The organism is Allocoprobacillus halotolerans, assembly GCF_024399475.1.
In the GTDB taxonomy this organism is placed as follows: Bacteria; Bacillota_I; Bacilli_A; order Erysipelotrichales; family Coprobacillaceae; genus Allocoprobacillus; species Allocoprobacillus halotolerans.
This window is the reverse complement of record NZ_CP101620.1, coordinates 1,619,628-1,642,358: the sequence shown is the minus strand read 5'-3', so window position 1 is coordinate 1,642,358 and position 22,731 is coordinate 1,619,628. Positions and strand designations below refer to the sequence as shown.

Genomic DNA, 22,731 nt, shown 5'->3' with positions numbered 1-22,731 from the left:
ACATTGTCCTCCTTTATTTGACGACTCTATTATAAAACACAGTATTTCTAAATTGTATATTTTGCCATCATTTGATATGTTTATTAACAAAATATATTTCATTATAAAGATAATTTTGTAAATAAGATAAACAAAAAGACGATGATTTTCATCATCGCCCTTGATTTTAGAATAAACCAATAATTGCCATTGGTGCATTATCACCTTTACGATTATATGTTTTTAAAACACGAGTGTATCCACCATTTTTATCTGCATATTTAGGGGCAACTTCGTCAAATAATTTTTGAACAGCAGTTTTCCCAGTAGCAGGATCAACAACATCTTGTAATACTTGTGCTGCTTGTCTTCTTGCATGTAAATCTCCACGTTTACCTAAAGTAATTAATTCATCAACGATTGAACGAACTTCTTTAGCTCTTGTAACTGTTGTTTCAATTTTTCCATACATGATAACATCTGTAGCTAAGTTACGTAGCATTGCTTTTCTATGAGATGATACACGCCCTAATTTTCTATTGTGTGCCATAAATTAGTGCTCCTTCCAATATATTTCGTCTATAATTAATCTACTTGTTTAAAACCTAAACCTAATTCGATTAATTTTTCTTTAACCTCTTTGAGAGATTTTTTCCCTAAGTTTCTTACTTTAATCATATCGTCTTCACTCTTAGAAGCGAGTTCTTGAACTGTTTGAATACCAGCTCTTTTTAAGCAATTATATGAACGTACAGATAAGTCTAATTCTTCAATAGTCATATCTAATACTTTATTACTTGTGTCTTCTTCAGTTTCACTCATTACTTCCATGTTCATTGCCATGTCAGTTAATTCAACAAACATATTTAAATGTTCTACTAAGATTTTAGCTGCTAAAGCTAAAGCCTCATGAGGCTGAATAGACCCGTCTGTTGTGACTTCTAAAGTCAATTGATCATATTTTGCACTTTGTCCAACACGAGTAGGTTCAACATTATAAGCCACTTTAACAACTGGTGAATAAATTGAATCAGTTGCAATAACACCAATTGTATTGATAAGTTTCTTATTTTGATCAGCACTCATGTAACCACGATCTTTATGAGCAGACATTTCCATATAGAAATGAGCTCCTTCAGCAACATGTGCAATTTCTAAATCATTTGAAATCATTGTCACATTTGATGGACATTGAATGTCAGCACCAGTTACAACAGCTGGTCCTTTGACATCAATAACCATAGTTACATCATCATCACCGTCAATTGCAAAAACCAATTTTTTAATGTTTAAGATAATTGAAGTGACATCTTCAACGACACCATCAACTGCAGAAAATTCATGGATTGCTCCTTGAACTTTAATTGCATGTACTGCACATCCAGGAATAGATGATAACAAAACTCTACGTAGAGCATTTCCTAAAGTTGTTCCAAAACCTCTTTCTAAAGGTTCAATGACGAACTTACCATAGAAATCTGTTTCATCATACTCTGCGACATTAAAATTTGCTTTTTCAAACTTTTGCATTATTTCCTCCTCACTTAGAAATAACTACTTATTTACTTCATTATCCACGAGGACGTTTTGGTGGACGACAACCATTATGTGGAATTGGTGTAACATCATTGATTGAAGTTACTTCTAATCCAGCAGCCTGTAAAGCTCTCACTGCAGCTTCACGTCCTGGTCCTGGTCCTTTAACACAGACGTCAACAGTTTTCATACCATGATCCATAGATGCTTTAGCAGCAGCTTCAGCAGCCATTTGAGCAGCATATGGAGTAGATTTTCTTGATCCTTTGAAACCAAGTGCTCCAGCACTTGACCAAGTGATTACATTCCCATGTTCATCAGTTACAGTAACAATTGTGTTATTGAAAGTTGAATGTACATGTGCGACACCTTTTGCTATATTCTTTTTAACACGTTTTTTACCACGAGTATTGTTTCTTGCCATTTTCGTTCAACCTCCTATTTTTTCTTACCAGCAATTGGACGAGCTTTACCTTTACGAGTACGAGCATTTGTTTTTGTTTTTTGTCCACGAACTGGAAGTCCTTTACGATGACGGATTCCTCTATAGCATCCAATTTCCATTAAACGTTTAATATTTAATGCAACTTCTCTACGAAGATCTCCTTCAACTTTATAATTTTCAACTTCTTTTCTTAACTTTCCTTCTTCTTCTTCTGTTAAATCTTTAACTCTTACATCTTCACTGATGCCAGTTGCAGCACAAATTTTTTGAGCTGTAGATAAACCGATACCATAAATATAAGTTAAAGAAACTACCACACGTTTATCACGTGGGATATCAACACCTGCTATACGAGCCATTGTTTCTCCTCCTATTAACCTTGTCTTTGTTTATGTTTTGGGTTTTCACAGATTACCATTACTCTACCCTTACGTTTAATTACTCTGCATTTATCGCATATTGGTTTTACAGATGGTCTTACTTTCATCTTAATCTTTACCTCCTTTGGGAAGATTTTCTACTTATGTCTAAATGTAATTCGCCCACGTGTTAAATCATATGGAGAAATCTCTACGGTTACTTTATCCCCCGGTAAAATGCGAATGTAATTCATACGGATTTTACCAGAAACGTGAGCCAGAATAATAGCTCCATTTTGCAACTCTACCTTAAACATTGCATTTGGTAATGTTTCAAGAATAGTTGCTTCTACTTCAATAACGTCATCTTTTTTTGCCATTGATTATAACTCCCTTTTAAAGTTTTGTCAAAATCTCATACCCATCACTTGTAATGACAATAGTATGTTCATAGTGAGCTGCCAGAGATCCATCTCTTGTCACAACTGTCCAATCATCATTAAGTACATTTGTTTCACATCTGCCTAGATGTGCCATTGGTTCAATTGCAAGAGTCATTCCCTCTTTTAATCTAGGTCCTTTCCCAGGTGCCCCATAATTAGGCACTGTAGGATCTTCATGAACCTGCGTCCCTATTCCATGACCAGTGTAATCTCTTGGAGTAGAACACCCATGATTTTCTAGATATGTTTGTACAGCATGAGATATATCGGATAAACGATTGCCAGGTTTCACTTGCGATAAACCTGCATAAAGTGCCTCTTCAGTCACTTTCATAAGATGAGCAGCTTCACCACTAATCTGCCCAACTGCATATGTCCATGCACTATCACCATGATAACCCTTATAACATGCACCAACATCCACTGAAATAATATCACCATCTTTTAATTTTCTGTTATTTGGAATTCCATGGACGACAACTTCATTGATTGAAGTACAGACAGCTCCAGGAAAACCATAAAGATTAAGAAATGATGGTGTTGCACCAGCATCACGTATAACTTTCTCACAGAACTTATTAATTTCCATTGTTGTAACACCAGGTTTAATAAATTCTTTTAAACGACTATGGACAAGTGCCACAATACGTCCAGCCTCACGCATTAATTCAATTTCTCTTTGGTCTTTTGTGACAATCATTATTTACCCTCCAAGCTTTTTTCAATGTCTTTAAAGACGTCTTCCATAGGTTGGTCACCATTAATATTAATGATTGTACCTTTCATTGTATAATAATCAATTAAAGGTTTTGTTTGTTTGTTATAAGTATCAAGTCTGATCTTAACAGCCTCTTCGCTTTCATCTTCTCTTTGATACAAATTTCCACCACATTTGTCACAAATACCTTCAACTTTAGGTGGATTAAATTCAACATGGAATGTTGATCCACAATTTTTGCATGTTCTTCTACCAGATAATCTTGTGATTAATTTTTCGACTGGAATATCCAAATTAACAATTGCATCAATTGTAAAATCAAATTCTTTCGCAATACTTTCAAGCTCTCTAGCCTGAACTATTGTTCTTGGGAAACCATCTAAAATAAATCCATTTTCAAAAGTATTTTCTTTTAGATATTCCCTTACCATTTCAATCGTATAATCGTCTGGTACAAGGTGCCCAAATTGCATAAAATACTTAGCAATAACACCATATTTTGTTTGTTCACGCAAAGCTTTTCTAAATAAATCGCCAGTTGATATTTGTGTTAATCCATACTTATTAACAAGTCTTTCAGCTTGAGTCCCTTTACCAGCACCAGGAGGCCCCATTAAAATAATGTTCATTTTTACACGCTCCTTTATATTATACTATTTTCTTATATATCCATGATACTCTTTACGAGTAATTAAAGTTTTGATTTGTCTTGTTGTTTCAAGTGCAACACCTGTAATGATAATTAAACCAGTTCCACCTAATGTCAAAGCCGCATTAGATGTTTGTGACCAAATAACTGGTGTCATAATTGGAATGGCTGCAATAATAACTAAGAAAATTGATCCTACTACAGTAACTCTATTTAGTACCATACTAATGAATCTTTCTGTATCTTTCCCAGTTCTAACACCAGGAATTGAACCACCATTTTTCTTTAAATCATCACTAATCTTATGTGCATCAATCTGTAAATTAGAATAGAAGAAAGCGAATAAAACAATCATCAATAAGTATAAGCAAAAACCAAATGGTTCTTGATAATTTAAGATTGTATCAATCATTTTCGTCACATCACTAGATTCCATAAAACTAATAATTGTTCTAGGAGCAGCTAAGACTGATGATGCAAAGATAACTGGTAACACACCTGAACTATTAATTTTAATAGGCATATGTGTTGTATCTTTTGTTCTCATTGTTGGATTTGAATTTGTAGCATACATAATTGGGATTTTTCTAACTGCCCCTTCATTAAAGACAACAAAGATGACAATTGCAAGATACACAATCACAAATAATGCATACCATAAGATACCTAAAACCATTGTTTGAGTTCCATTATCAAATGAAACTAAATTATTAAATGTTGTAATAAAGTTTGTTGGTAAATTTGCAACGATACCTGTAAAGATCAATAATGATGTTCCATTTCCAACACCTTTTTGTGTAATTTGATCTCCAATCCACATTGCCAACATACTTCCTGCCATCATGACAACAATAACGTATGCATATTCTAACAACGATGATGAATCAAGTATACCATACATTTTATCAAATGCATATGTTAATGATCCACCTTGAATTGCAGCTAAAACAAGTGTCACATAACGTGTTACACGATCTTTTTCTTTTTCCCAGTATTTCCCTCTTTTTGCCATTGAGCTAATACGGGAATAACATCCATTGATAATAATTCAATGATGATGGATGCTGTAATATATGGAGAAATACCTAATGAAAAGATTGAGAATCTTTCTAACATTCCTCCACCTAACATGTTCATGATTCCTAGGATACCACTATTCGTAGCTGAAGCTGTAATAGCATCAGCATTAATTGAAGGAATTGTAATAGCAGCACCTAAACGGAATACGAACAACATACCAAGTGTAAATATAATTCTACGACGTAATTCACCTTTTTTAAAGACATTCTTAAAAAAGTTTAACATCCTAGATCACCTCAGTTTTTCCACCTGCGGCTTCAATTGCAGCAATGGCTGACTTTGAGAATTTCTTTGCTTTAACAGTTAAAGCAACTTCTAATTTTCCATTACCTAAAACTTTTAAACCATCTAATTCTTTTTTGATTAGTCCACATGCTTTTAAAGCTTCCATATCTACGACACTTCCAGCTTCAAATTTGTTTAAGTCTTCAACATTAACAATTGCATATTCAACTTTATTGAAATTTGTGAAACCACGTTTAGGTAAACGCATGAATAATGGTGTTTGTCCACCTTCGAATCCAGGTTTCTTTCCTCCACCACTTCTTGCTCCAGCACCTTTTTGACCTCTACCAGAAGTTTTTCCATGTCCTGAGCTTGTTCCACGTCCAACACGTTTTCTATTTCTACGTGCTCCTTCAGTATATTGTAACTCGTGTAATTTCATGTTTACACCTCCTACTTACTTTCTTCAACTTTTACAAGGTGGCTAACAGTATTAATCATACCTTGAATAAATTCGTTGTTTACTTTTTCAACTGATTTGTTCATTTTTGTTAAACCTAACGCTTTAAGAGTATCCTTTTGATTCTTTTTCGCACCAATCGGACTTTTTACAAGCGTAATGATAACTGTATTGTTTTCTGCCATTTCTTACGCTCCTCCTATCCGTAAATTTCTTCAACTTTTTTATCTCTTAATTCAGCAACTTGTTGAACAGTTTTTAATAATTTTAAACCTTCTACTGTTGCACGAACCATGTTGATTGGAGTTCTAGAACCAATTGATTTAGAAATGATATCTGAATATCCAGCTAATTCAACAACCGCACGAACTGGTCCACCAGCAATGATTCCAGTACCTTCAGATGCAGGTCTTAAGAATACATTACCTGATCCATACATACCATTAATTTCATGAGGAATAGTTCCATGAATAATAGGTACGTTGATAACATTTCTTTTAGCTGCTTCAGATGCTTTTCTAATAGCATCAGGTACTTCGTTAGCTTTACCTGTTCCAAATCCAACGCGACCTTTTTTATCACCGATAACAACTAATGCAGCAAAGCGGAATTTACGTCCACCTTTAACAACTTTAGTAACACGGTTAATTGTGACAACACGTTCTTCGAATTCTTTTTCAACTCTTGGTCCATTTCTTCTTGGCCCATTTCTTCTTGGCCCATTTCTTCTTGGTCCATTTTCTCTTGGTTTACGTTGTTCCATTCTTTAACCTCCTATTAGAATTTTAATCCAGCTTCTCTAGCAGCTTCAGCTAGTGCTTTGACACGACCATGATAAATATATCCACCACGATCGAATACTACATTTTCAATATTTTTGGCGATAGCTCTCTTTGCAATTTCAGCACCAACTTGGCTTGCAGCTTCAACATTTCCACCATTTGCTAGTTTCATATCCACTGAAGATGCAGCAACTAAAGTCACACCATTCACATCATCAATAATTTGTGCATGAATATGAGAGCTTGAACGGAATACATTTAAACGAGGACATTCAGGAGTTCCACTGATTTTTCTACGAACTCTTGCATGACGTTTTTTACGTAAATCGTTTCTTGACATAGTTTTAGCCATGATAATAGCTCCTTCCTTATTTCATTAACTACTTTTTACCAGCAGTTTTACCTTCTTTTCTAATAATTCTTTCATCAACGTATTTAATACCTTTTCCTTTGTAAGGTTCAGGTTTTTTCACAGCTCTAATTCTTGCTGCAATTTCTCCAACTCTTTCTTTAGAGATTCCTGATACAACAATTGATGTTTGAGATGGAGTTTCAATTTTAACTCCTTCTTCTCCTTCAACTTCAACTTGATGAGAATATCCAACATTTAATACTAATTTATTACCTTGCATTTGTGCACGGTAACCAATCCCAACAACTTCAAGCTCTTTTTTATAACCGTTGTGTACACCTTCGATCATATTAGCAAGTAAAGCTCTTGTTGTTCCGTGTAATTGTTTTACGTTCTTTTGTTCACTTGTTCTGCTTACTGTAATAACATTTTCATCCATATTAATATTAATTAATGGTGAAAATTGTCTGACTAAAGTCCCTTTTGCACCTGTAACAGTCACAGTGTTATCTGCTGCAATTTCAACTTTAACACCTTCAGGTACGTTGATAATCTTATTACCTACACGAGACATCAGTTACACCTCCTGTTTTCTTATTTTATTACCAGATATATGCTAATACTTCTCCACCGATTTGTTTAGCTCTTGCTTCTTTATCAGTCATTAATCCTTGAGAAGTAGATAATACTACAATACCTAAACCATTTAATACTTTAGGAATTTCGTTTACTTTAGCGTATTGACGAAGTCCAGGTTTAGAGACTCTTTTTAATCCAGTGATAACTCTATCGTTACCTTTATATTTTAAAGTGATGATGATATTTTTGATAACTCCTTCACCTTCAACTTTATAACCTTTAATAAATCCTTCGTTCTTCAAAATTTCAGCTAATTGCACTTTTAATTTTGATGCTGGTACAACAACTTCTTCATGACGTTGTTGATTCGCATTACGAATTCTTGTTAACATATCTGCAATTGGATCTGTCATTTGAAATGTCCTCCTTCCATTTGGATGATTTGATTACCAGCTTGCTTTTTTAACACCAGGAATTTCACCTTTGTAAGCTAATTCTCTGAAGCAAATACGGCATAATTTAAATTTTCTAATTACTGCATGTGGACGTCCACAACGTTCGCATCTTGTATATTCACGAACTTTGTATTTTTGAGGACGTTGTTGTTTAACTTTCATTGATGTTTTAGCCATTAATTAAGTCCTCCTTATTTTTGGAATGGCATTCCTAATTGTGCTAATAATTCATGACCTTCTTCATCAGTTTTAGCAGTTGTTACGAATACAATATCCATTCCTCTAATTTTGTTTACTTTATCGAAATTGATTTCTGGGAAAATTAATTGTTCTTTAACACCTAATGTGTAATTTCCTCTTCCATCAAAAGAATTCTTTGGTACACCTCTAAAATCTCTAACTCGAGGTAAAGAAATACTGATTAATTTATCTAAGAATTCATACATTCTTTCTCCACGTAAAGTGACTTTACAACCAATTGGCATTCCTTCACGTAATTTAAATCCAGCAATTGATTTCTTTGCTCTAGTAATCACTGGTTTTTGTCCTGAAATTAAAGTTAATTCTTCTACAGCTTCGTCTAATAATTTAGAATTGCTAACAGCATCACCAACACCGATGTTGATAACGATTTTTTCCATAGCTGGAACTTGCATTACAGAACTATAATTAAATTTAGTCATTAATGACTTAACAATTTCATTTTCATAACGTTCCTTTAGTCGGTTCATTATTTAACCTCCTTCCGATTACTTTTTCTTCTTTGTATTTTTATCTAAAGCTTTTCCTGTTTTTTTGTTGATACGGTATTTTTTACCGTCTTCATCGAATGCATATCCGATTTTTACAGGTTGTTTTGCTTTTAAATCATAGTATGCAACATTAGAAACATGAATAGGTGCTTCTCTTGTTACAATACCACCTTCTGGATCTGTTTGTGAAGGTTTAATGTGTTTTGTTACCATGTTAACACCTTCAACAATCACTCTATCTTCTTTTCTTAGAATTTGAATAATTTCTCCAGTTTTTCCTTTATCGCTACCAGCGATAACTTGAACTGTATCACCTACACGTAATTTCATCTTCTCGTTTCCTCCTATAATACCTCAGGAGCTAATGATACGATTTTCATGAAATCTGCATCTCTTAACTCTCTTGCTACCGGTCCAAAGATACGAGTTCCTTTAGGTGAATTATCATCTTTAATAATAACACAAGCGTTGTCATCAAATTTGATATAAGAACCATTATCACGGTTGACACCGTATTTTGTTCTTACGATAACCGCTTTTACAACTTCACCCTTTTTAACTGTACCACCTGGAGTCGCTTGTTTCACTGTTGCTACGACTACATCACCGATGTTACTAAATTTTCTATTTGAACCACCAAGGTTTCTAATTACTAATACTTCTTTTGCTCCTGTATTGTCAGCAACTTTTAATCTGCTTTCATTCTGGATCATTCAAGTGACCTCCTTTCAGATTCTTTTCATTAAATAATTTCTGCTTTTTTACAACTTCTACTAAACGGAAACGTTTAGTTGCAGACAATGGACGAGTTGCCATGATTTTTACAACATCTCCATCTCTTGCAATGTTTTCTTCATCATGAGCCTTAAACTTTTTAGAAGATTTAACACGTTTTCCGTATTTTTTGTGTTTAACATGAGTTTCAACTAAAACAGTAATTGTCTTATCCATTTTTGTAGAAATAACTGTTCCAGTGTAAACTTTACGATTGTTTCTTTCCATAGTCTACTCCTTCTATTTGTTTAATTCTCTTTCTCTAATAATTGTTTTAATTCTTGCAATATTTTTTCTTACTGTTCTAATACGAGCAGTATTTTCTAATTGTCCTGTTGCTTGTTGGAATCTTAATCCAAATAATTCTTTTTGTACTCTTCTACTTTGTTAAGTAATTCTTGAGTTTCTGTATTTCTAATATCTTGAACTGTCACAATTACTCACCTCTTCCAATAATCTTACATTTCACTGGTAATTTGTGAGATGCAAGTCTTAATGCTTCTCTTGCAACTTCTTCTTCTACACCAGCAACTTCGAACATAACGCGACCTGTTTTTACAACTGCTACCCATTCTTCTGGAGCACCTTTACCTGAACCCATACGGACTTCAAGAGGTTTCTTTGTTTTTGCTAAATGAGGGAAGATTCTAATCCAAACTTGCCCACCACGTTTCATATAACGGTTCATAGCGATACGAGCAGCTTCGATTTGTCTTGAAGTAATCCAAGCACCTTCTAAAGCTTGTAATCCGTATTCACCGAAAGAAACTTCAGTTCCACCTTTAGCTTTACCTTCATATTTGATTCTATGAGGTCTTCTATATTTAGTTCTCTTAGGCATCAACATGATTATTTATCCCCTTTCTTCTTTGCAGGAAGAATTTCTCCCTTACAAATCCAAACTTTTACTCCTAATTTTCCATAAGTTGTGTCAGCTTCAGCAGTCGCATAATCAATGTCAGCTCTTAATGTATGAAGAGGTACAACACCTTCAGAATAACCTTCAGTTCTTGCCATATCAGCACCACCTAAACGTCCTGAAACAGCAGTTTTGATTCCTTTAGCACCAGCTCTCATAGCAGCTTGAATAGCTCTTTTTTGAACTGTTCTAAATGAAGCACGGTTTTCTAATTGTTCAGCAATTTTGTTTGCTACAAGTTGAGCAACAACATCTGGATTTTTAATTTCAACAATGTTAATAAATACTTGTTTTCCGTTAACCATTTTGGCAACTTCTTTTCTTAAAGCATCAACAGCTTCACCATCTTTTCCAATAACAACACCAGGACGAGATGTATGAACATAGATACTTACACGATTTTTAGATCTTTCAATTTCAATATTAGCGACATAAGCGCCTTTTAACTTTGCATATAAGAATTCACGAATTTTGATATCTTCGTGTAATAATGAAGCAAAGTCTTTATCATTAGCGTACCATCTTGAATTCCAATCGCGGTTAACGCCAACACGTAATCCTACTGGACTTACTTTTTGACCCATACTTTGCCCTCCTATCTTTCAGCAACCACACAAGTGATGTGGCTTGTTCTTTTTAAAATTTGAGTTACTTCCTTTTGCTCTTGCACGGAATCTTTTTAATGTAGGACCTTCGTCTACATAAATTTCTTTGATGTATAATTTATCTTCTTCTGCACCTTCATTGAATACAGCGTTTTGTGCAGCAGATTTAACGACTTTAATGATTGCAGGAGTTGCACTTTTGTTTACAAATTCTAAGATTCCAAGTGCTTCTTTTACTTGCTTCCCTCTTACCAAGTCAACAACTAATCTTGCTTTTTGAGGTGAAACACGAATCATTTTAGCTTGAGCTCTTGCTTCCATGTTTATTTTCTCCTCTCTTTCTATTTACCAGATTTTTTATCATCAGCATCATGACCATGATAAGTTCTTGTAGGAGCAAATTCTCCTAATTTATGTCCAACCATATCTTCAGTAACATATACTGGGATGTGTTCTCTTCCGTTATAAACTGCGAACGTGTGTTCAATAAATTGTGGGAAGATTGTAGAACGTCTTGACCATGTTTTAATGACTTCTTTTTTGTTTGCAGCATTTAATGCTTCAACTTTTTCATTAAGTGTTCATCCACGAATGGACCTTTTTTAAACTTCTTGCCATATTCTATAACCCTCCTTTTTATTTACAGTTACGACGACGTACGATTAATTTATTTGAAGCTTTTTTACTATTTCTTGTTTTAACTCCAAGAGCTTTTTTACCCCATGGAGTCATAGGAGCTTTACGACCAATTGAAGTTCTACCTTCACCACCACCGTGTGGATGGTCATTAGGGTTCATAACAGAACCACGAACTGTTGGTCTAATTCCTTTCCATCTATTACGTCCGGCTTTACCGATATTAACTAATCCATGATCTTCATTTCCAACAACACCAACTGTTGCTCTACAAACTGCTAAGAATTTTCTAACTTCACCAGAAGCTAATCTTACAGTAACATATTTTCCTTCTTTACCTAAGATTTGAGCAGAAACACCTGCTGATCTTGCAATTTGCCCACCTTTTCCAGGATGCATTTCAATATTGTGGATAACTGTACCTTCAGGCATATTTCCCATAGGTAAGCTGTTACCAACGATAATGTCAGCATTTTCTCCTGAAATAATTTTCATTCCAACTTCTAATCCTTTAGGAGCTAAAATATATCTTTTTTCACCATCTACATAGTGAATTAATGCAATGTTAGCTGATCTGTTTGGATCATATTCGATTGTTGCAACTTTACCAACAATTCCATCTTTATTACGTTTGAAATCGATAATACGATATAAACGTTTATGTCCACCACCGTGATGACGAGTAGTGATTACACCTTGATTATTACGCCCACCAGTTTTAGATAAACGAACTGTTAATGATTTCTCAGGCTTATTTGTTGTAATTTCTTCATAAGTTAAAGAAGTCATATTACGACGTCCATTTGTCGTAGGCTTATATACTTTAATAGGCATCTGATTTCCTCCTTATTTATTTTATCTGGAATGGAGTTCATTCCAATAGTTCTTAGGATTATTCTTCACCAAATAAATCGATTGAATATCCTTCTTTTAATTTAATAATAGCTTTTCTTCTTCTATTTGTTTTACCAACGTATCTACCCATTCTTTTTGTTTTAGGTTTCACATTCATAATGTTTACTTTTTCAACTTTAACGTCAAACATTTTTTCAACTGCTACTTTTACTTCAGTTTTATTAGCAGTTACATCTACATCAAATGTATATTTGTTTTCGTTTTGTTGTAACAATAAAGATTTTTCAGTAAGTACTGGTTTCTTTAAAACATCTGTAATATGTGCCATTATGCCAATACCTCCTCAACAGCTTTGATAGCTCCTTCAGTCATTACTAACTTTGTGCTATCTAAAATATCATATACGTTAAGTCCTTTTGAATTAATCACTTTAACACCAGGAATATTTCTTGCTGATAAAGCAACATTTTCATTGATTTCATCCATAACGATTAATGTTTTTCTGTTAGCTTCTAAGTTTTCTAACACTTTTACCATTGCTTTTGTTTTTGGTGCATCAATAGTGATGTTATCTAAAACAGTTAATTCACTATCAATAACTTTTTGACTTAAAGCAGATTTAAGTGCTAAACGTCTTACTTTTTTGTTCATTTTTAATTTATAGTTTCTATCTGGTGTAGGTCCAAATACAACTCCTCCACCTCTCCATTGTGGAGCACGGATAGATCCTTGTCTTGCTCTACCTGTACCTTTTTGACGCCAAGGTTTCTTTCCTCCACCTTTAACTTCAGTACGGTTTTTCACTTTATGAGTCCCTTGTCTCCATGAAGCTCTTTGTAGTAAGACCATATCAAAGATTGCTTGGTTATTTGGTTCAATACCAAATACAGATTCATTTAATTCTGTATCTTTAACTTTTTGTCCTTCTTGATTATATACTGCAACTTTTAACATTAGTTTTCCTCCTTTCGCTTCATTATTCAGCAGTTTCCACTGCATCAGTAGTTTCTTCCACTACTGGACTTTCAGTTTCATATACAACTAAATCTTTAGCAGGATTAACTTTTCCATTCCCTTTAATTGCTGATTTTACAACAACCAATCCTTTTTTAGGACCAGGAATTGATCCGCTAATTAATAATACATTGTTTTCTACATCAACAGCAACGATTTCCAAGTTTTGAACTGTTCTTGTAACGTTACCCATATGTCCTGGTAATTTCTTACCTGGAGCGATTCTGTTTGGAGCAATTGGTCCCATTGATCCAACGATTCTATGAGCACCTGAACCATGTCCCATTGGTCCTCTTTGTTGTCCATGTCTTTTTATAACACCTTGATAACCTTTACCTTTGCTAGTTCCTGTTACATCCACAACTTCACCAGCTACAAAGCTATCAACTTTAATTTCTTGACCAACTTCATAACTCATCATTTCGTCATAACGAAATTCTTTAATGAAGCGCTTAGGAGCTGTTTGAGCTTTTGCAACATGTCCTTTGTGAGGTTTAGTTGCTAATTTTTCTCTCTTATCTTCAAAACCAACTTGGATTGCATCATATCCATCAGTAGCAACTGTTTTCTTTTGTAATACAACGTTTGGAGTTGCTTCTACAACTGTTACTGGGATTAATTTTCCATCAGTAGTGAAAACTTGAGTCATTCCAATCTTACGACCTAAGATTCCTTTCATGAGTTACACCTTAACCTTTCCTTATAATTTAATTTCAATATCCACACCACTTGGTAATTCTAAACGAGTTAATACATCAACTGTTTCTGGTGTTGGATTCACAATGTCAATTAGACGTTTGTGAGTTCTGATTTCAAATTGTTCACGTGAATCTTTATACTTGTGAACTGCTCTTAAAATTGTATATACTTCTTTTTCAGTTGGTAATGGTACTGGACCTACAACTTGTGCTCCAGACTTCTTAGCAGCTGAAACAATTTTTTCAGCAGAAGTATCTAAGATTTTGTGATCAAATGATTTCAAACGAATTCTAATTTTGTTGTTTGCCATGACTTATTCCTCCTTCTTGCCAATTTTATTGGCTGCTCGATGCGAATTCCCTGAAAACGTCCTCCGCTCATGACAACGGCTTTCAGCGTTTCAGCAACCTCGCACTTCTACGCATTCACAACAAGTGCATTTTACACTAATTTGTCTTTTAAATCAAGCTTTTTTCGCATCTTTTTTAATTTTTTTCAGTTAGCTTTTTCTCTTTTTACTATGCCATTATTTTAAATAAATTAATATCATTTTTTGCTTTAATATTCCTCAATAGAAACATGTAGTTAGATAATCGATTTTATAACAAGCTTTCCATTCAATTCAATATCTTATCCTATTAATTTATTAAGAAAATTATCTGCAAAATATATAAATGATCATTAAACATTTATATAAAAAAAGAAATGGTTATATTGATACCCAATATAATCATTCCTTTCTTGTATGATATTATAATTGAGAATAAAAAAGGGAAGGAAACAGAAGAACTGAACCTTCCCGAATGGACTGGCAGCGTGCTATTGTCGCAGTTGCCCACTATCTTCGCCGCTATGATGCTTAACTTCTGTGTTCGGCATGGTTACAGGTGTGTCCATCATGCCTTCGCCACCAGATCCCCTTAGAGCACGAACGCTCAAAACTGAACAGCTTTTTCTTTCACACTTCCCTGGCTAAGCTCTCGGTCTATTAGTATCATTCAGCTCAGCATGTCGCCATGCTTGCACCTATGACCTATCTACCTCCTCGTCTTGGAGGGACCTTCCTTCTTACGAATGGGAAGTCTCATCTTGGAGGGGCTTCACGCTTAGATGCCTTCAGCGTTTATCCCTTCCGGACTTGGCTACCCAGCTGTGCCACTGGCGTGACAACTGGTGCACCATCGGTCCGTCCACCCCGGTCCTCTCGTACTGAGGGCAGCTCTCCTCAAACTTCCTGCGCCCACGACAGATAGGGACCGAACTGTCTCACGACGTTCTGAACCCAGCTCGCGTACCGCTTTAATGGGCGAACAGCCCAACCCTTGGAACCGACTTCAGCTCCAGGATGCGATGAGCCGACATCGAGGTGCCAAACCTCCCCGTCGATGTGAACTCTTGGGGGAGATCAGCCTGTTATCCCCAGGGTAGCTTTTATCCGTTGAGCGACGGCCCTTCCATTCGGTGCCGCCGGATCACTAAGCCCGACTTTCGTCCCTGCTCGACTCGTCTGTCTCGCAGTCAAACACCCTTTTGCCTTTGCACTCTGCGCATGGTTTCCATCCATGCTGAGGGTATCTTTGGGCGCCTCCGTTACTCTTTGGGAGGCGACCGCCCCAGTCAAACTGCCCACCTGACACTGTCCCGTCCTCAGCTCCATGAGGCCCGGTTAGAACTCCAATGCATCAAGGGTAGTATCCCAACGTCGGCTCCTCGAATACTGGCGTATCCGTCTCACTGCCTCCTACCTATCCTGTACATCATGCATCAGAGTCCAATATCAGGCTACAGTAAAGCTCCATGGGGTCTTTCCGTCTAGTCGCGGTAACCTGCATCTTCACAGGTACTAAGACTTCACCGAGTCTACAGCCGAGACAGCGCCCAAATCGTTACGCCTTTCGTGCGGGTCAGAACTTACCTGACAAGGAATTTCGCTACCTTAGGACCGTTATAGTTACGGCCGCCGTTTACTGGGGCTTCGGTTCATGGCTTCGCTTGCGCTGACCACTCCCCTTAACCTTCCAGCACCGGGCAGGCGTCACCCCCTATACTTCGACTTGCGTCTTCGCAGAGAGCTGTGTTTTTGGTAAACAGTCGCTTGGGCCGTTTTACTGCGGCTCAGCTTTCACTGAGCACTCCTTCTCCCTAGGTTACGGAGTCATTTTGCAGAGTTCCTTGGCTATAGTTCTCTCGCTCACCTTAGGATTCTCTCCTTACCCATGTGTGTCCATTTTCGGTACGGGCAGAGTGCAGTTATGCTAGAAGCTTTTCTTGGAAGCCGGCTTTGGCATCTTCTGTACTTATCGCAATGTTCCATCCGCATCACGCCTTCGGGTTATGCCATCCGGATTTGCCTGGATGGCCCCTACCTCGCTTGCCCCAGCTTTTCCAGCAGCTGGTCAGCCTAGCCGTCTCCGTCACTCCCTCGCCTGCACTCCGGTACGGGACTCTCCACCCGTTGTCCATCGACTACGCCTTTCGGCCTCGCCTTAGGTCCCGACTTACCCAGAGCGGACGAACCTTCCTCTGGAAACCTTGGGTCTCCGGTGCGTGGGATTCTCACCCACGTGCCGCTACTCACACCGGCATTCTCTCTTCCACACGCTCCACGGCTCCTTCCGATGCCGCTTCATCGCTGTCTGGAACGCTCCCCTACCACTTACTTCCGTAAATCCATAGCTTCGGTATCATGCTTAGCCCCGGTAAATTTTCGGCGCAGAGTCATTCGACCAGTGAGCTGTTACGCACTCTTTCAAGGATGGCTGCTTCTGAGCCAACCTCCTGGTTGTCTGTACATCTCCACATCCTTTTCCACTTAGCATGCATTTGGGGACCTTAGCTGATGGTCTGGGCTGTTTCCCTCTTGACCATGGACCTTATCACCCATGGTCTGACTGCCGCGCATGTCCTCATGACATTCGGAGTTTGATTATGCTCAGTACCTCGAGATGAGGCCATCACATATTCAGTGCTCTACCTTCATGCGACTTCCTCGCGACGCTAGCCCTAAAGCTATTTCGGGGAGAACCAGCTATCTCCGGGTTCGTTTGGAATTTCACCCCTAGCCACAATTCATCCGCCAACGTTTCAACGGGGGTCGGTTCGGTCCTCCATCGGGTCTTACCCCGACTTCAACCTGATCATGGCTAGATCACCCGGTTTCGGGTCTATGACATGCAACTGTCGCCCTCTTCAGACTCGCTTTCGCTTCGGCTCCGCATCTCCTGCTTAACCTCGCTCCATATCATAACTCGCCGGCTCATTCTACAAAAGGCACGCCATCACCCCTTAACGGGCTCTGACTTCTTGTAAGCATATGGTTTCAGGTTCTCTTTCACTCCCTCCCGGGGTTCTTTTCACCTTTCCCTCACGGTACTGGTCCACTATCGCTCACCAGGGAGTATTTAGCCTTTCGAGATGGTCCTCGATCCTTCCGTCAGGATTCCTCGTGTCCCGACGTACTCAGGGCCTGCCTCGCCTCGCTCCACGACTTCGGATACGGGAGTTTCACCCTCTTCGCTGCGCCTTCCCCTGCGCTTCTCCTGTCATGTCACATTGGCTTTATCGGCACCCCTATAACCCCATCATCTGATGGTTTGGGCTCCTCCGCTTTCGCTCGCCACTACTCACGGAATCGTTCTTACTTTCCTTTCCTGCAGGTACTGAGATGTTTCAGTTCCCTGCGTATCGCCTCGACTTCTGTCGATGTCATCCCCTTGGATGACGGGTTCCCCCATTCGGATATCGACGGGTCTTAGCATGCTTACTGCTCGCCGTCGCGTTTCGCCGTTTGCTGCGTCCTTCTTCGCCTCCTGGTGGCCAGGCATCCGCCATACGCTCTTCTTCGCTTAACCTAAAGTGTTCAAGTTCTCTTTCGTGCTTTCTTAGTTTGCAACTAGATGATTTCGACCTTCTTCTTTTCTTTCCTGATCTCTTTCATCTTTCGTTTCTTCGCTTTCTTTGTAGAAAGTTTGCTGTTCAGTTTTCAATGTTCCTGCCTTGAATGCATCTTTACAGATACACTCAAAACCAAACAGTATCCACATCTTCTCTCTTCTCCCTAGAAAGGAGGTGATCCATCCCCACGTTCCCGTAGGGATACCTTGTTACGACTTCACCCCAATCATCAGTCCCACCTTAGACAGCTCCCTCCTTGCGGTTGGGCCACCGGCTTCGGGTGTTACCAACTCTCATGGTGTGACGGGCGGTGTGTACAAGGCCCGAGAACGTATTCACCGCGACATGCTGATTCGCGATTACTAGCGATTCCAGCTTCGTGCAGTCGAGTTGCAGACTGCAGTCCGAACTGTGAACGGGTTTCTGGGTTTCGCTCCGCCTCGCGGCTTCGCTGCCCTCTGATCCGTCCATTGTAGCACGTGTGTAGCCCAGGTCATAAGGGGCATGATGATTTGACGTCATCCCCGCCTTCCTCCTCCTTGCAGAGGCAGTCTCGCCAGAGTCCCCAACCTAATGCTGGCAACTGGCAACAGGGGTTGCGCTCGTTGCGGGACTTAACCCAACATCTCACGACACGAGCTGACGACAACCATGCACCACCTGTGTCCGCCATGACTATCTCTCCATCTCTGGAGCCTTTGACGGCATGTCAAGACCTGGTAAGGTTCTTCGCGTTGCTTCGAATTAAACCACATGCTCCACCGCTTGTGCGGCCCCCGTCAATTCCTTTGAGTTTCATTCTTGCGAACGTACTACTCAGGCGAGTGCTTATTGCGTTAACTCCAGCACTGAGGTCTGACCCCCAACACTTAGCACTCATCGTTTACGGCGTGGACTACTAGGGTATCTAATCCTATTTGCTCCCCACGCTTTCGGGACTGAGCGTCAGCTGCACCCCAGACCGCCGCCTTCGCCACTGGTGTTCCTCCATATATCTACGCATTTCACCGCTACACATGGAATTCGCGATCCTCTGATGCTCTCTAGCTGTGCGGTTTCCACGGCTTACCGAAGTTTAGCTCCGGTCTTTCACCGCAGACCTGCACTGCCGCCTGCTCCCTCTTTACGCCCAATGATTCCGGATAACGCTCGCCACCTACGTATTACCGCGACTGCTGGCACGTAGTTAGCCGTGGCTTCCTCATGAAGTACCGTCACCTGCATGGCATTCCCTCCATCCAGCGTTCTTCCTTCATAACAGAAGTTTACATCACGAATGACTTCTTCCTTCACGCGGCGTTGCTCGGTCAGGCTTTCGCCCATTGCCGAAAATTCCCTACTGCTGCCTCCCGTAGGAGTCTGGGCCGTGTCTCAGTCCCAGTGTGGCCGTCCACCCTCTCAGGCCGGCTACGCATCGTCGCCTTGGTGGGCCGCTGCCCCGCCAACTAGCTAATGCGTCATAAGCCCATCCCCGTGCTGTCCCGTGGGACATTTAACATCATGGTCATGCGACCTCGATGCCTATGCGGTCTTAGCTGCCGTTTCCAGCAGTTATCCCCCTCACAGGGGCAGGTTGCTTATGTCTTACTCACCCGTTCGCCACTCAGTGCTCTTGGCACTGCGTCCGACTTGCATGTATTAGGCACGCCGCCAGCGTTCATCCTGAGCCAGGATCAAACTCTCCATTGTCTCTATCTAAAGACAACTTCCTGTCTTCTTGACTCTTCTTTCTTTTCTTTATCTTCTATTGACGTGTTTACTGTTCAGTTTTCAATGTCCCTGTCGCCCTCTCTCGAGTGCCCATCTATAATACCATCTCTATCTCCCCTTTGCAAGTCTTTTTTTATCTTTTTTTTACTTTTTTCTTCACTTTCCTTTTTTCTCCCTTTTCATCGACTTTTTTTGCATTATATTTTTTCAATCTTTTTAATAAATTTATTGCTGAAAATATAACAAATTGATTTTAACTCCATTTTTTAGGTGTTAAAACATTGTTTCTCTAATCATGAAATTTTCATTTCATATAAAATATTATATGAAAAGGATTGGTGGTTATCATGATTAGTGAAAAACAAGTTATTGATTTCTTGAAACCTAAAGACAGTGACTATATCAACAGATTAATTTCTTCATTGAACAATGATTTTTCAAATGATGAATCATTAGATATGGATACATGTCCTATATGCGGTTCTATCCATATCAAGAAAAATGGCAGAGATCATTGTGGAAATCAAAGATATCTATACAAAGACTGCCATAGAACATTCTGTGATAAAACAAATACCCTGCTTTACCGGTCACATCTTTCTATGGAACAATGGAAAAATTTCATAAATTTTGAGATATCCAAGATAAAATTGGAAGATGAAGCTCATTTTTTAGGCGTGAGTGTCACAACATGTTTTTACATGCGACATAAACTCTATCATGTAGCCACTGAAATCATTAATCAGCAGATTCTTTCAGGTGAAATAGAAATTGATGCACAGTACGCAAGCATCATCTGTGCAGTTGATGATGCTGATTACATGATTATGAACATCACAGGATTGGGCAGTGAATCATTTGATAAATACAAAGCCAATGAAAAATATTTTGAAGATGTCAAAGAACTCATATCAGATTCCAAGCAATGCATAAAGCAATTTGCAAATTATCTAGGAGCCAAGAGCAATCAGATTCCAACATCACCGATAGGAAAGAAATATCTCACAGCAGATGGGAAATCATTGGGAAGCAATGAAATGATGAAGGAAATCCGTGAGCTGATAACATTAAGCAGAGGGATAGGAACAAGATATATGCAGGGATATCTCAACTTTAATATACTTAGAAAACAGATGAAGTATAAATACAAACGCAACGAATTGGCAGAAAAGATACTAGAATAAGTACAAAAGACATTAGCATTTAAGAATGAATTTGTATTGGCAATACCAATGCCAATATCTCTTAAAGAAGCATATTATGAATATCGTTATGGCATCTTTGCAGGATAGTCATCCCTTAGCAACGTTTTTCTTAAAAAGAGCATATTTTTTAAATCGAGTAGGAGAAAATAAATAATTTTATATTTATTTTCGACCTCTCACACCACCGTACGTGCCGTTCGGCATACGGCGGTTTAAATCTATACTGAAATATGTTTTAACTGATATTGGGCTACCATTGATGGTAGTCCTTTTCTATATAATAAATCATTAGTTATTCTTGTTCGAAGAAATGTACTTGCACATCTTGCATATGATTTTCGACTGTTTGCCCAAGTTTTAGCTTGCCATGGTAATGCCCCTAACTTTCTTAGTTGCTTTTCTCTATTTCCTATGGTTTTCCATTTCTTCCATAAGTACATACGTATCCTAAATCTTATTTGTGCATCTAGTTTTCTACAGACTTTTATAAAATTTCCAATACGGTAATAGTTAATCCACCCATTTACAAGTTGTCTTATCTTAAGTATTCTATATTCCCACGATACTGACCAACTTCTATTTGTTAGTCTCCTTAGTTTTGTTTGCAGTGTTGCGATAGATTTCTCATGTGGTTTTGCTTTCCACATAGATGAAAAAGAGTCATAATAGAATCCAAATCCTAGATATTTAATATCATTAGGTTTGGAAACTTTACTTTTAGTCATATTTACTTTAAGTCCTAGTTTCTTTTCTATGAATTTACTAATGTTTTCCATTACTCTATCGGCGGCTTTACTGCTACCCACTAATATAATACAATCATCTGCATATCGTGTGAATCTTAGTCCTCGTGCTTCCATTTCCTTATCTAGTTCATTGAGAACTATGTTACTGAGTAGCGGACTTAGATTTCCACCTTGTGGTGTTCCTACGACTGACTCTTTATATTCATTATCAATCATAATCCCGCTTACTAGATATTTCCTAATTAGGGATACTATTTCTCCACTCTTTACATCTTTCATGACAAGTGAAATAAGTTTATCATGATTAACTGTATCAAAGAACTTTTCTAGGTCTATATCTACTATCCACTGATAGCCTTCATTCATATATTCCAATGCTTTGATGATTGCCATTTCGCAACATCTATTTGGTCTAAATCCAAAACTATTGTCACTGAATATTGGTTCATAGATAGGTATTAACACTTGGGCTATGGCTTGTTGGACAAATCTATCAAGTACTGTTGGCACTCCTAGATTTCGTATTCCGCCATCGGGTTTGGGTATTTCTACTCTTCTCACAGGTTGTGGCTTATATGTCTTGTTTCGTATACTGTCCTTAATTTCTTCTAGATGTTTATCTAAATAGTCTTTAAGTTCAGCTACTTCCATTCCATCTACTCCACTTGCACCTTTGTTTCGTTTGACTTGTGTAAATGCTAGTTCTAGATTAGTATCACTAAGCATTTCCTCAAGCAATGTGTTATCAGTTTTCATATTTTCGTTACCTCCATTTCTTTCGCTATCCATTATACTCACCTTCCCTACATTCTTCTTTCGGGTCTTCTAGTGTACTCGTCTATCTCCACGGTTTCGTATAA

29 protein-coding genes, 3 rRNA genes and 4 pseudogenes are annotated in these 22,731 nt (G+C 38.2%); 1 reads left to right on the top strand and 35 read right to left on the bottom strand.

Annotated features, from left to right (window positions below; translation table 11 throughout):
• Window positions 1-166: 166 nt before the first annotated feature.
• From rplQ to NMU03_RS09550, 34 genes and pseudogenes are all read right to left on the bottom strand, one after another.
• Window positions 167-529, bottom strand: a complete 363-nt coding sequence (gene rplQ, locus NMU03_RS09715) for a 50S ribosomal protein L17 (protein ID WP_087357973.1) — start codon at window positions 527-529, stop codon at window positions 167-169.
• Between the two features lie 35 nt (window positions 530-564).
• On the bottom strand, window positions 565-1,509 hold the full coding sequence (locus tag NMU03_RS09710; RefSeq protein ID WP_290137954.1) for a DNA-directed RNA polymerase subunit alpha: 945 nt from the start codon (window positions 1,507-1,509) through the stop codon (window positions 565-567).
• A gap of 40 nt (window positions 1,510-1,549) precedes the next feature.
• A complete protein-coding gene (rpsK, locus tag NMU03_RS09705) occupies window positions 1,550-1,939 on the bottom strand; it encodes a 30S ribosomal protein S11 (protein ID WP_290137952.1) in 390 nt (129 codons plus the stop codon).
• A 14-nt stretch (window positions 1,940-1,953) separates the two neighbouring features.
• Window positions 1,954-2,319: a 30S ribosomal protein S13 gene (rpsM, locus tag NMU03_RS09700; RefSeq protein ID WP_087245394.1), complete on the bottom strand. Its 366-nt coding sequence runs from the start codon at window positions 2,317-2,319 to the stop codon at window positions 1,954-1,956.
• 14 nt (window positions 2,320-2,333) lie between these two features.
• Window positions 2,334-2,447, bottom strand: coding sequence for a 50S ribosomal protein L36 (gene rpmJ / locus NMU03_RS09695; RefSeq protein ID WP_006505646.1), 114 nt, complete (start codon window positions 2,445-2,447; stop codon window positions 2,334-2,336).
• Between the two features lie 30 nt (window positions 2,448-2,477).
• Window positions 2,478-2,699, bottom strand: a complete 222-nt coding sequence (gene infA / locus NMU03_RS09690) for a translation initiation factor IF-1 (RefSeq protein ID WP_290137943.1) — start codon at window positions 2,697-2,699, stop codon at window positions 2,478-2,480.
• 16 nt (window positions 2,700-2,715) lie between these two features.
• Complete coding sequence (gene map, locus NMU03_RS09685; protein WP_290137942.1) at window positions 2,716-3,462, bottom strand: type I methionyl aminopeptidase; 747 nt, start codon at window positions 3,460-3,462, stop codon at window positions 2,716-2,718.
• The gene (locus NMU03_RS09680; RefSeq protein ID WP_290137940.1) at window positions 3,462-4,109 is read right to left on the bottom strand and encodes an adenylate kinase; all 648 of its coding nucleotides are present in this window, start codon (window positions 4,107-4,109) and stop codon (window positions 3,462-3,464) included. Before NMU03_RS09680 ends, map begins: the two co-directional genes overlap by 1 nt.
• Window positions 4,110-4,133: 24 nt before the next feature.
• Window positions 4,134-5,167: pseudogene (secY, locus tag NMU03_RS09675) on the bottom strand (preprotein translocase subunit SecY).
• A gap of 268 nt (window positions 5,168-5,435) precedes the next feature.
• The gene (rplO, locus tag NMU03_RS09670; protein WP_290137938.1) at window positions 5,436-5,876 is read right to left on the bottom strand and encodes a 50S ribosomal protein L15; all 441 of its coding nucleotides are present in this window, start codon (window positions 5,874-5,876) and stop codon (window positions 5,436-5,438) included.
• 11 nt (window positions 5,877-5,887) lie between these two features.
• On the bottom strand, window positions 5,888-6,079 hold the full coding sequence (rpmD, locus tag NMU03_RS09665; protein WP_290137936.1) for a 50S ribosomal protein L30: 192 nt from the start codon (window positions 6,077-6,079) through the stop codon (window positions 5,888-5,890).
• A 14-nt stretch (window positions 6,080-6,093) separates the two neighbouring features.
• Window positions 6,094-6,657 (bottom strand): 30S ribosomal protein S5, encoded by a 564-nt coding sequence (gene rpsE / locus NMU03_RS09660; protein WP_087357965.1) that lies wholly within the window; start codon window positions 6,655-6,657, stop codon window positions 6,094-6,096.
• A gap of 14 nt (window positions 6,658-6,671) precedes the next feature.
• Window positions 6,672-7,028 carry a 50S ribosomal protein L18 gene (rplR, locus tag NMU03_RS09655; protein WP_290137933.1) on the bottom strand — a complete coding sequence of 119 codons (357 nt, stop codon included), beginning with the start codon at window positions 7,026-7,028 and terminating at the stop codon, window positions 6,672-6,674.
• Window positions 7,029-7,056: 28 nt separating this feature from the next.
• Window positions 7,057-7,602 (bottom strand): 50S ribosomal protein L6, encoded by a 546-nt coding sequence (gene rplF / locus NMU03_RS09650; RefSeq protein ID WP_290137932.1) that lies wholly within the window; start codon window positions 7,600-7,602, stop codon window positions 7,057-7,059.
• A 28-nt stretch (window positions 7,603-7,630) separates the two neighbouring features.
• The gene (gene rpsH / locus NMU03_RS09645; protein WP_290137931.1) at window positions 7,631-8,020 is read right to left on the bottom strand and encodes a 30S ribosomal protein S8; all 390 of its coding nucleotides are present in this window, start codon (window positions 8,018-8,020) and stop codon (window positions 7,631-7,633) included.
• A 33-nt stretch (window positions 8,021-8,053) separates the two neighbouring features.
• Entirely contained in the window at window positions 8,054-8,239 is a 186-nt protein-coding gene (locus NMU03_RS09640; RefSeq protein WP_066447586.1) for a type Z 30S ribosomal protein S14, read from the bottom strand.
• A 14-nt stretch (window positions 8,240-8,253) separates the two neighbouring features.
• Window positions 8,254-8,793 (bottom strand): 50S ribosomal protein L5, encoded by a 540-nt coding sequence (gene rplE, locus NMU03_RS09635; protein ID WP_435372897.1) that lies wholly within the window; start codon window positions 8,791-8,793, stop codon window positions 8,254-8,256.
• Window positions 8,794-8,811: 18 nt separating this feature from the next.
• The gene (gene rplX, locus NMU03_RS09630; protein WP_290137928.1) at window positions 8,812-9,144 is read right to left on the bottom strand and encodes a 50S ribosomal protein L24; all 333 of its coding nucleotides are present in this window, start codon (window positions 9,142-9,144) and stop codon (window positions 8,812-8,814) included.
• A gap of 14 nt (window positions 9,145-9,158) precedes the next feature.
• Window positions 9,159-9,527, bottom strand: coding sequence for a 50S ribosomal protein L14 (rplN, locus tag NMU03_RS09625; RefSeq protein WP_290137926.1), 369 nt, complete (start codon window positions 9,525-9,527; stop codon window positions 9,159-9,161).
• Entirely contained in the window at window positions 9,514-9,816 is a 303-nt protein-coding gene (gene rpsQ / locus NMU03_RS09620) for a 30S ribosomal protein S17 (RefSeq protein ID WP_290137924.1), read from the bottom strand. Before rpsQ ends, rplN begins: the two co-directional genes overlap by 14 nt.
• A 12-nt stretch (window positions 9,817-9,828) precedes the next feature.
• A pseudogene (gene rpmC / locus NMU03_RS09615) lies at window positions 9,829-10,022 on the bottom strand (50S ribosomal protein L29).
• Between the two features lie 2 nt (window positions 10,023-10,024).
• Window positions 10,025-10,435 (bottom strand): 50S ribosomal protein L16, encoded by a 411-nt coding sequence (gene rplP / locus NMU03_RS09610; protein WP_290137923.1) that lies wholly within the window; start codon window positions 10,433-10,435, stop codon window positions 10,025-10,027.
• A 2-nt stretch (window positions 10,436-10,437) separates the two neighbouring features.
• Window positions 10,438-11,091, bottom strand: a complete 654-nt coding sequence (gene rpsC, locus NMU03_RS09605; protein ID WP_290137921.1) for a 30S ribosomal protein S3 — start codon at window positions 11,089-11,091, stop codon at window positions 10,438-10,440.
• Between the two features lie 11 nt (window positions 11,092-11,102).
• Window positions 11,103-11,433: pseudogene (gene rplV, locus NMU03_RS09600) on the bottom strand (50S ribosomal protein L22).
• A 20-nt stretch (window positions 11,434-11,453) separates the two neighbouring features.
• Window positions 11,454-11,686: pseudogene (gene rpsS, locus NMU03_RS09595) on the bottom strand (30S ribosomal protein S19).
• A gap of 62 nt (window positions 11,687-11,748) precedes the next feature.
• A complete protein-coding gene (rplB, locus tag NMU03_RS09590) occupies window positions 11,749-12,582 on the bottom strand; it encodes a 50S ribosomal protein L2 (RefSeq protein ID WP_290137920.1) in 834 nt (277 codons plus the stop codon).
• A gap of 58 nt (window positions 12,583-12,640) precedes the next feature.
• A complete protein-coding gene (gene rplW / locus NMU03_RS09585; RefSeq protein WP_290137919.1) occupies window positions 12,641-12,931 on the bottom strand; it encodes a 50S ribosomal protein L23 in 291 nt (96 codons plus the stop codon).
• Window positions 12,931-13,557, bottom strand: coding sequence for a 50S ribosomal protein L4 (gene rplD / locus NMU03_RS09580; RefSeq protein WP_290137918.1), 627 nt, complete (start codon window positions 13,555-13,557; stop codon window positions 12,931-12,933). Before rplD ends, rplW begins: the two co-directional genes overlap by 1 nt.
• A gap of 22 nt (window positions 13,558-13,579) precedes the next feature.
• Window positions 13,580-14,296 (bottom strand): 50S ribosomal protein L3, encoded by a 717-nt coding sequence (rplC, locus tag NMU03_RS09575; RefSeq protein ID WP_290137917.1) that lies wholly within the window; start codon window positions 14,294-14,296, stop codon window positions 13,580-13,582.
• 21 nt (window positions 14,297-14,317) lie between these two features.
• Entirely contained in the window at window positions 14,318-14,626 is a 309-nt protein-coding gene (gene rpsJ / locus NMU03_RS09570; protein ID WP_087245344.1) for a 30S ribosomal protein S10, read from the bottom strand.
• Between the two features lie 496 nt (window positions 14,627-15,122).
• Window positions 15,123-15,231 (bottom strand): 5S ribosomal RNA (rrf, locus tag NMU03_RS09565).
• A 53-nt stretch (window positions 15,232-15,284) separates the two neighbouring features.
• A 23S ribosomal RNA gene (locus NMU03_RS09560) occupies window positions 15,285-18,167 on the bottom strand.
• 30 nt (window positions 18,168-18,197) lie between these two features.
• Window positions 18,198-18,359 (bottom strand): hypothetical protein, encoded by a 162-nt coding sequence (locus NMU03_RS09555; RefSeq protein ID WP_290137913.1) that lies wholly within the window; start codon window positions 18,357-18,359, stop codon window positions 18,198-18,200.
• An 18-nt stretch (window positions 18,360-18,377) separates the two neighbouring features.
• Window positions 18,378-19,899: ribosomal RNA gene (locus NMU03_RS09550) — 16S ribosomal RNA — on the bottom strand.
• The 16S, 23S and 5S rRNA genes sit together here, the layout of an rRNA operon.
• Window positions 19,900-20,267: 368 nt before the next feature.
• Between NMU03_RS09550 and NMU03_RS09545 the strand changes: the two genes are divergently transcribed.
• Window positions 20,268-21,104, top strand: coding sequence for a transposase-like zinc-binding domain-containing protein (locus NMU03_RS09545; RefSeq protein WP_290137911.1), 837 nt, complete (start codon window positions 20,268-20,270; stop codon window positions 21,102-21,104).
• Between the two features lie 239 nt (window positions 21,105-21,343).
• On the opposite strand, the gene ltrA is transcribed toward NMU03_RS09545, so the two are convergent.
• Complete coding sequence (gene ltrA, locus NMU03_RS09540) at window positions 21,344-22,660, bottom strand: group II intron reverse transcriptase/maturase (RefSeq protein WP_290137909.1); 1,317 nt, start codon at window positions 22,658-22,660, stop codon at window positions 21,344-21,346.
• Window positions 22,661-22,731 lie beyond the last annotated feature (71 nt).